This window comes from Sphingomonas sp. FG14 (assembly GCF_057809675.1).
The window spans coordinates 1-6,184 of record NZ_JBMDKK010000044.1 but is presented as its reverse complement, the minus strand read 5'-3'; the positions used below and the strand labels follow the sequence as shown (position 1 = coordinate 6,184).

4 protein-coding genes are annotated in these 6,184 nt (G+C 63.0%); all 4 read right to left on the bottom strand.

The genetic code is table 11. From position 1 onward, the window contains the following. Positions 1-322: 322 nt before the first annotated feature. Positions 323-1,225, bottom strand: a complete 903-nt coding sequence (locus tag ACODTA_RS30145; RefSeq protein ID WP_489071361.1) for a glycerophosphodiester phosphodiesterase family protein — start codon at positions 1,223-1,225, stop codon at positions 323-325. A 75-nt stretch (positions 1,226-1,300) separates the two neighbouring features. Further along, the gene (locus ACODTA_RS30140) at positions 1,301-4,501 is read right to left on the bottom strand and encodes a TonB-dependent receptor domain-containing protein (protein WP_489071359.1); all 3,201 of its coding nucleotides are present in this window, start codon (positions 4,499-4,501) and stop codon (positions 1,301-1,303) included. A 134-nt stretch (positions 4,502-4,635) separates the two neighbouring features. Next, positions 4,636-5,556 carry a FecR family protein gene (locus tag ACODTA_RS30135; protein WP_489071357.1) on the bottom strand — a complete coding sequence of 307 codons (921 nt, stop codon included), beginning with the start codon at positions 5,554-5,556 and terminating at the stop codon, positions 4,636-4,638. Then, positions 5,546-6,061 (bottom strand): RNA polymerase sigma factor, encoded by a 516-nt coding sequence (locus ACODTA_RS30130; RefSeq protein WP_489071355.1) that lies wholly within the window; start codon positions 6,059-6,061, stop codon positions 5,546-5,548. The genes ACODTA_RS30135 and ACODTA_RS30130 overlap by 11 nt, the downstream gene beginning before the upstream one ends. Positions 6,062-6,184: the final 123 nt, after the last annotated feature.

Genomic DNA, 6,184 nt, shown 5'->3' with positions numbered 1-6,184 from the left:
ACTGCAGGAACCAAGTGGCTCACCGCTGCGGTGAGAGGGCATATATGGAGGGGTCTGAGTCGCGTCAACGCCTTTTTGTAGGAAATCTGTAATTCACGGAATCGGTTGCTCGCCCCCGCCCGGAAAGCCCACATCGCGGCGCCACGAACGCCCCTGTTTCGGGGCTTATGGAAGCATCTGCTTCATGAGTGGGGAAGAAGGCTTCGAAAGGGCATTGTGACGCCTGCCAGGATCGAACCCGTGTCCAGCGCCTCGGTCATTTTCCGGAATCGCTCGAATCGCCGCTTCTCACCATCCAGACGATTCTAGACATTATGTGCACCTACAATCCCGCCACCCTTCCCTCATTACCAAGATCGATGAGATCGCCGGGATGATCGGTCATGATGAGATCGACGCCCAGGTCGATCAGCCTGCGCCAGATCGCCCGCCGCTCCTCGCGCGGCAGGATATCGACCTGAAACAAAGTGCTCGCCATGATCCAGGCGCCTTCAGGGCGCCTGCCGGCGACGGCATTGCCGACAAACGCCAGTGCCGGGGCGCTGGAGATGATCGCTTCGGGAATGACATAGAATCCGGCCGGCTGGATCGGCGCATAATCGGCGATCGGGCTGGCGCGACAAGGTGAGCCCGCCGGATCGGCGCATTCGCCCACCACCGGGATCATGCCGACCACGCCACGCAGGGGGGATCTCACCAATCGCTCGTCATCCGCCTTGCCCGATACCCAGGTCGTGACCTGGCCAACCATGCCGAGCCTTTTCACCAGCTCGACCACTTCATGCTCGACCGCCAGCTTCAGATGGAGGTTGACCACGAACCTGCCCTTCGCCGCCTTCAACCCTTCCTCCAGTGTCGGCACATGCTCATCGGTGAGCGGTGCGGCCGGGCCTCCATCGCGCGCGCGCAGACGCAAGGTCCTGATCTGCGCGGCGGTCAGCTCGGCGATCAGCCCCTTGCCATCGGTCATCCGATCGACCGTCTCGTCATGCATCAGGATCAGTTGACCGTCGCGCGTCCTCTGGACATCGATCTCGACCATGTCCGGGCCAATCGCCTCGCAGGCCCGGATCGCCGCAACCGAGACTTCGGGGGCACCCCCCTCCCAGCAGCCCCGATGCGCCATGACCATGACGGTGCGCCCGGCCTTTTCAGGCCCCGGCATCTGCGCCGCAAGCGGTCCGGCGGCAAGCAGGGCCGACAATGCGAGAACGGTTTTCTTCATATCATATTCCTGAAAGGGCACCCGGCCGCCGATCGTCCAGAATATCGGGAGGCCGGCGCATGCGGTGCGCGAGGATCAGAACTTCAGATTGACGTTGGTGAAGACATACCGGCCCATCACGTCGTAGATCCCGCCTGCGCCATATTGCGTGTAGGGGAAGATCGGCGGATCGACGTTGAGCAGGTTTTCGACACCGACGGCGATCCTGAACCTGTCGTTGATGCGGAGGCCGACCGAGACGTCGTTATAGGTGCGCGACGGAATCCTGTTGCCGGGATAGGATTCAGCGGTGACGGTCGGTCCGATCGCATATTTCGCCGCACTCACAAACCGCGTGTTCAAGCTGAAATCGAGCTTCTCGGTCGAATAGGTCAGCAGCATCGTCCCCCGGAACCGCGGGTTCGAATAGGCGCCGTCATATTGCACGTCGCCGGCAGCGAGGCCCGGCGTGGTGTGCAGCATATATTTGAGCAGATAGGTGCCCTTGACCGACAGGCCGAGCGTTCCCTTCCACACATTGCGCCGATAGTTGATGCCGGCATCGATGCCGCGCGCGCCCATTTCCTGCGCGTTCACCAGGAAGGTTTCGAGCCGGGTCGCAAGATGCGTCACCGGATCGCGCTGGATCGAGCGACAGAAGACATTGTCGATCGACGGCAGGTCGGTGCAGAGGCGGTAGACGTCTCCCGCGCCGAACGACGCGATGACGTTGCTGATCTCGATATTCCAATAGTCGATCGTCGCGTCGAAGCCGGGCAGGAAACGTGGGCGGAAGACCGCACCCAGGGTAAGGCTGTTCGAGGTTTCGGGCTGCAGATCGGGGTTGCCGCCGGAAACGATGATCGGGCCGAGCTGCTCGTATGGAAGCGGCGCCGCGATGCCCAGCGCGCGGCAATTGGCGGCGCGTTCGGGCGTCAGGTTATAGGCCGCCCCCATGCAGGTATCGGCCGGGCTGCCGCTCGCGGTTTCGGTCTGTGGCCGGTAAAGCTCGCCGAAATTGGGCGCGCGCACGCTGCGCGAACGAACGCCGCGCAGCGCCAGGCCACGGATCGGTTCCCAGGTGGCGCCCAGCTTCCAAGTATCGGTCTTGCCGTAGCCGCTATAGTCAGAATAGCGATAGGCGCCCTCCACCTCCAGGCGATGCGCGAACGGCAGATCCCGCAGCACCGGCACGACCAGTTCGCCATAGAGTTCCGAAACGCTGCGCGACGCACTGATATCGGGCTGCGCGCCGGCAAGGCCGAAATAGGCGACTTCACCGGTGGCGGCGCGCGGATCGTCGACCGTTTTCAACGTCTCTCGCCGGCGTTCGACGCCCAGGGCGATCGACAGATCGCCATAGGGCAGTGCCAGCAGGTCGCCGGAAACGTTCGCGCCATAGACCTGCTGCGTGTTGACGCGCCGTCCGGTCCTGTCGGTCAGCATGTAGGTCCGCTGAGCCTGGCTGAGCGGCTCGTTCCCGAAGATGTTGAACGGGATGCATCCCGCCGCACGCGCGACCGCATTGCGACAGACCGGCGCGCCGCTCACCGGATCGGCGATGACGTCCCGCGCGGCGGCATAGCGCGATGCCATTGGAACATCGGTGTAGCGCACATCGTCGGCGGTACGGCCATATTGATAAAAAGCCTTCCAGTTCAGGCTGTCGGTCAACCGCCCGCCCAGGCCCTGGAAGATCGTGAAGCTCTCATAATCATGGAGGATCTCGATCGCCGGAAAATTGCCATAGGCGCGATTGATGCTGAGCGCGGCGCGGTTGTTGGCGAGCATGAACTGTCGCAACGAGGACGGCAGATACGGATTGTCGAGATAGGCGACGTCCCCGCCAAGATTGTTGACGGTGTTGGCGCGACTGTCCTGCCGAAACAGGCTGCCACCCACAAAGGAATGGGACCGGCCGTAATCGAAGCGGGCTTCGTAGTTCACCGCGTCGGTGACGTCGTATTTCACCTTGCCGATCACCGCCAGCGATTCGAGCTGCGACTGGAGCATGCGCCGGTCCTCGAGCTGCCCGCCCTCACCGCCCGACCAGAAGCCGTAATTGCCGCCGGTGATCTGGGTGCCGCCGATCGGCTTGCGCACGACATTGTTGGCGACATCCACGATATAGTTGGTATCGTCCGCCGCCCAGTAGAAGCTCGGCTGATACCCGACGAAGATCTGCCGGAAATCCTCGATCATGATGCGATCGGAAATCCCGTCGGTCGCGCTCTTGCTCGCCGGATTGGACTGGAACAGGATGCGGCCGCGGGAGAATGAACGATCCCCGGTGCGGACCGCACCGCTGCGCGAATAGGTTCCGCCGATCGCCAGCGAGCCGCGGCCATCCGCGAACTTGCCGCCGGTAGAGATCGAGAGCACCGATCGCTCGCCATCGCCATGCTGCGAAATGCCCTGATTTAAAGAGATGTTCAGGCCGTCGACGACATCCTTGGTGATGATGTTCACCGCGCCCGTCACCGCATCCGCGCCATAGATCGCAGCGGCGCCGCCCGTCACGATTTCGATACGGTCGATCATGGCGGGCGGGATCATGTTGAGATCCACCGCCGAACTGCTGGAAGAGCTGGATACGCGGCGCATCCCGTCGATCAGCGTCAGGCTCCGGTTGGTGCCCATGTTGCGCAACGCCACCGTCGAAATGCCGTGATCCGAACCCGAATTATTCACCGGATCGCTGGCATTGCGGGGGCCGATGCCCGGCCCGACGGCGGGATCGAGCATCAGCGCGTCATAAGCGTTGGTCCGCCCGACGCTCTGCGCGCTTTCCATGCTGATGACGCTCACCGGCATCGGCGAATCGAGCTCGGGCCGGGCGATGCGCGATCCCGTCACGACAATCGCGGCCTCACCCTCGCCATCCGCGCTTGCGGCCTCGATCGCTCGTGCGGCGACGCGCGGCTCTAGTACATGATCCTGTGCGGACACCGCGCTCGACGAGCGCATAACGCTCGCCTGCGGAGCGGGCGCGCCCCGGACGATCAGGAATGCATTGCCGCGCTTCTCGTAACGCAGGCCCGAGCCACGAAGCAATTGCCCCAGAGCCGCATCGGGCGTCGATGCGCCGCGGACCGGACGAGAGCGTTTGCCCTGCAGCAGGGCGGGATCGGCCAGGATCTCGACCCCGGTGGTGCGCGAAAGCGCATTGAGCGTATCGGACAGCGATGCCGACGGCAGCGACAGGCCAGCCTGCGCCTGTGCCGGCGACGCGATCGCAACGGAGCCGAGCGCGAGCACGACGATAGCGGCGCCCGTACGCAGAGAGCCTTTGAACATGACCACAGGAGATTCCCCTTTTACCGAACTTGATGGGTTCGACAGGGAAGACGCTGGTCTAGCGAAAATCTTACAAAGTATTTTGTTTCATTTTAACTACAATATTCAGCAATCTATATTACAGCACTTGTCAATTACCGGGTCAGAATGATCGCGCTATCATCTCTTTCGACCTTGAATTCATGAATGACCGACAAATTCTCGATCTGCCTCACCGGATCGGTCAGGCGGATGCGCCCATTCACCCGGCGTTCGGCCAATGCCTTGTCGACAATAACGATCCGGAGCGGCGACACGCTTTCCAGGTCGGCGATCACCTGGCCCAATGGCACATTGTCATATTCGGCCCATTCAGAGCGCCATCGAGCAACGCGGTGCGGACCGCCGGCATCCCTGTTCAGCCCGGCCGGCGTCAACGATCCGGCCTGATCCGCGCCCAGTTCCAGCGGCGCGCTGAACCAGCGGTCACGCCCGAACCGCACCCTGCCGTGTTCGACCGTGATCCGAACCATGTCCGGCTTCAGCGCCACTTCGAAACGCGTCCCCAGAACCGTGACCTCGCCATCCCCCGCCTCGACGCGGAAGACCCGGTTCTCGTCCCGCGTGACATCCGCGAAGATAGTGCCGCGCGTCAGCGTCACGTCTCGCTCGTGCCGCGTGTAGCGAACCTGAACCTCAGCGCCGCCGGCAAGCGTCAGCCTGGTGCCGTCGTCGAGGATCACCGTGCGGATGGCGCCATCGGCGGCCGCATAATGGTGTGATGGCGCCAGGAACAATTCGATCGCGGGCCATGCCTGGTATCCGCCCGACAGGAGCAGCGCGCAGGCGGCAATCCCCGCCACGATGCGCCTTCGCGATCGGCGCCGTCGGCCATAGTCCTCAACCGCCTGATCGATGTCGGGGCCCATGATGCGCCGCCACATCGTGTCGAACAGCGGCTTGCGGCGCGGATCGCCGGCAAGCCAGGCTTCGAAACCCGCTTTGTCGAACGACTCCTCGTTCATGCGCGAAGCGACCCATTGCGCCGCCTCCATCTCGATGGCGCTATCCTTCAACAAACGCGCCTCGCTTCTCCAGCTTCTCCATCGCGTGATGCAGATCGAGCACTGCACGGGCGACATGCGTGTCGACGGCGCCCGGGGAAATGCCCAGCCGTTCGGCCGCGTCCTTGGCCGACTCGCCATGCACGCGCCGGGCGATGAACACCTCCCGCCGCAATCCCGGCATCCTGGCCAGCACGCCCGCGACGATCGCGATCAACTGGCGCTGTTCGGCGAGCCTTTCCGTATCCGATCGCGGGCACGGCATGTCCTCGGACAGTTCGATCGCTACCCCCCGTCCCGAACGGCGGAAATAGTCACGCGCGAGATTGAGGGAAATGTGGCGGAGGAACGCGACGACATTGATGACGCTGGTTTCCGGCTTCGCCTGATAGGTGAGAAGCCGGAGATAGGCCTCCTGCACAATGTCCTCGCGGAGCGCCGGATCGTCGATCCGACGGCCGACATAGCGCAGCAGATCGGCACGCTGGGTATATAAGTCTGAGCTATCCGACCTCATGGGCCGCGCACATAGGCAGATCGTATGACAGCAATATTTAAGCGGTCTCCACGATACCGGACGATCCCCTAGGGTCAGGACTCGTTGATCACAGCCAGAAGATAACGGTGGCAGCGAGGGCGA

Excerpts from the sequence above, each read along its gene's own strand:
- ACODTA_RS30145 (WP_489071361.1), bottom strand. The coding sequence starts at position 1,225 with ATGAAGAAAACCGTTCTCGCATTGTCGGCCCTGCTTGCCGCCGGACCG.
- ACODTA_RS30140 (WP_489071359.1), bottom strand. The coding sequence starts at position 4,501 with ATGTTCAAAGGCTCTCTGCGTACGGGCGCCGCTATCGTCGTGCTCGCG.
- ACODTA_RS30130 (WP_489071355.1), bottom strand. The coding sequence starts at position 6,061 with ATGAGGTCGGATAGCTCAGACTTATATACCCAGCGTGCCGATCTGCTG.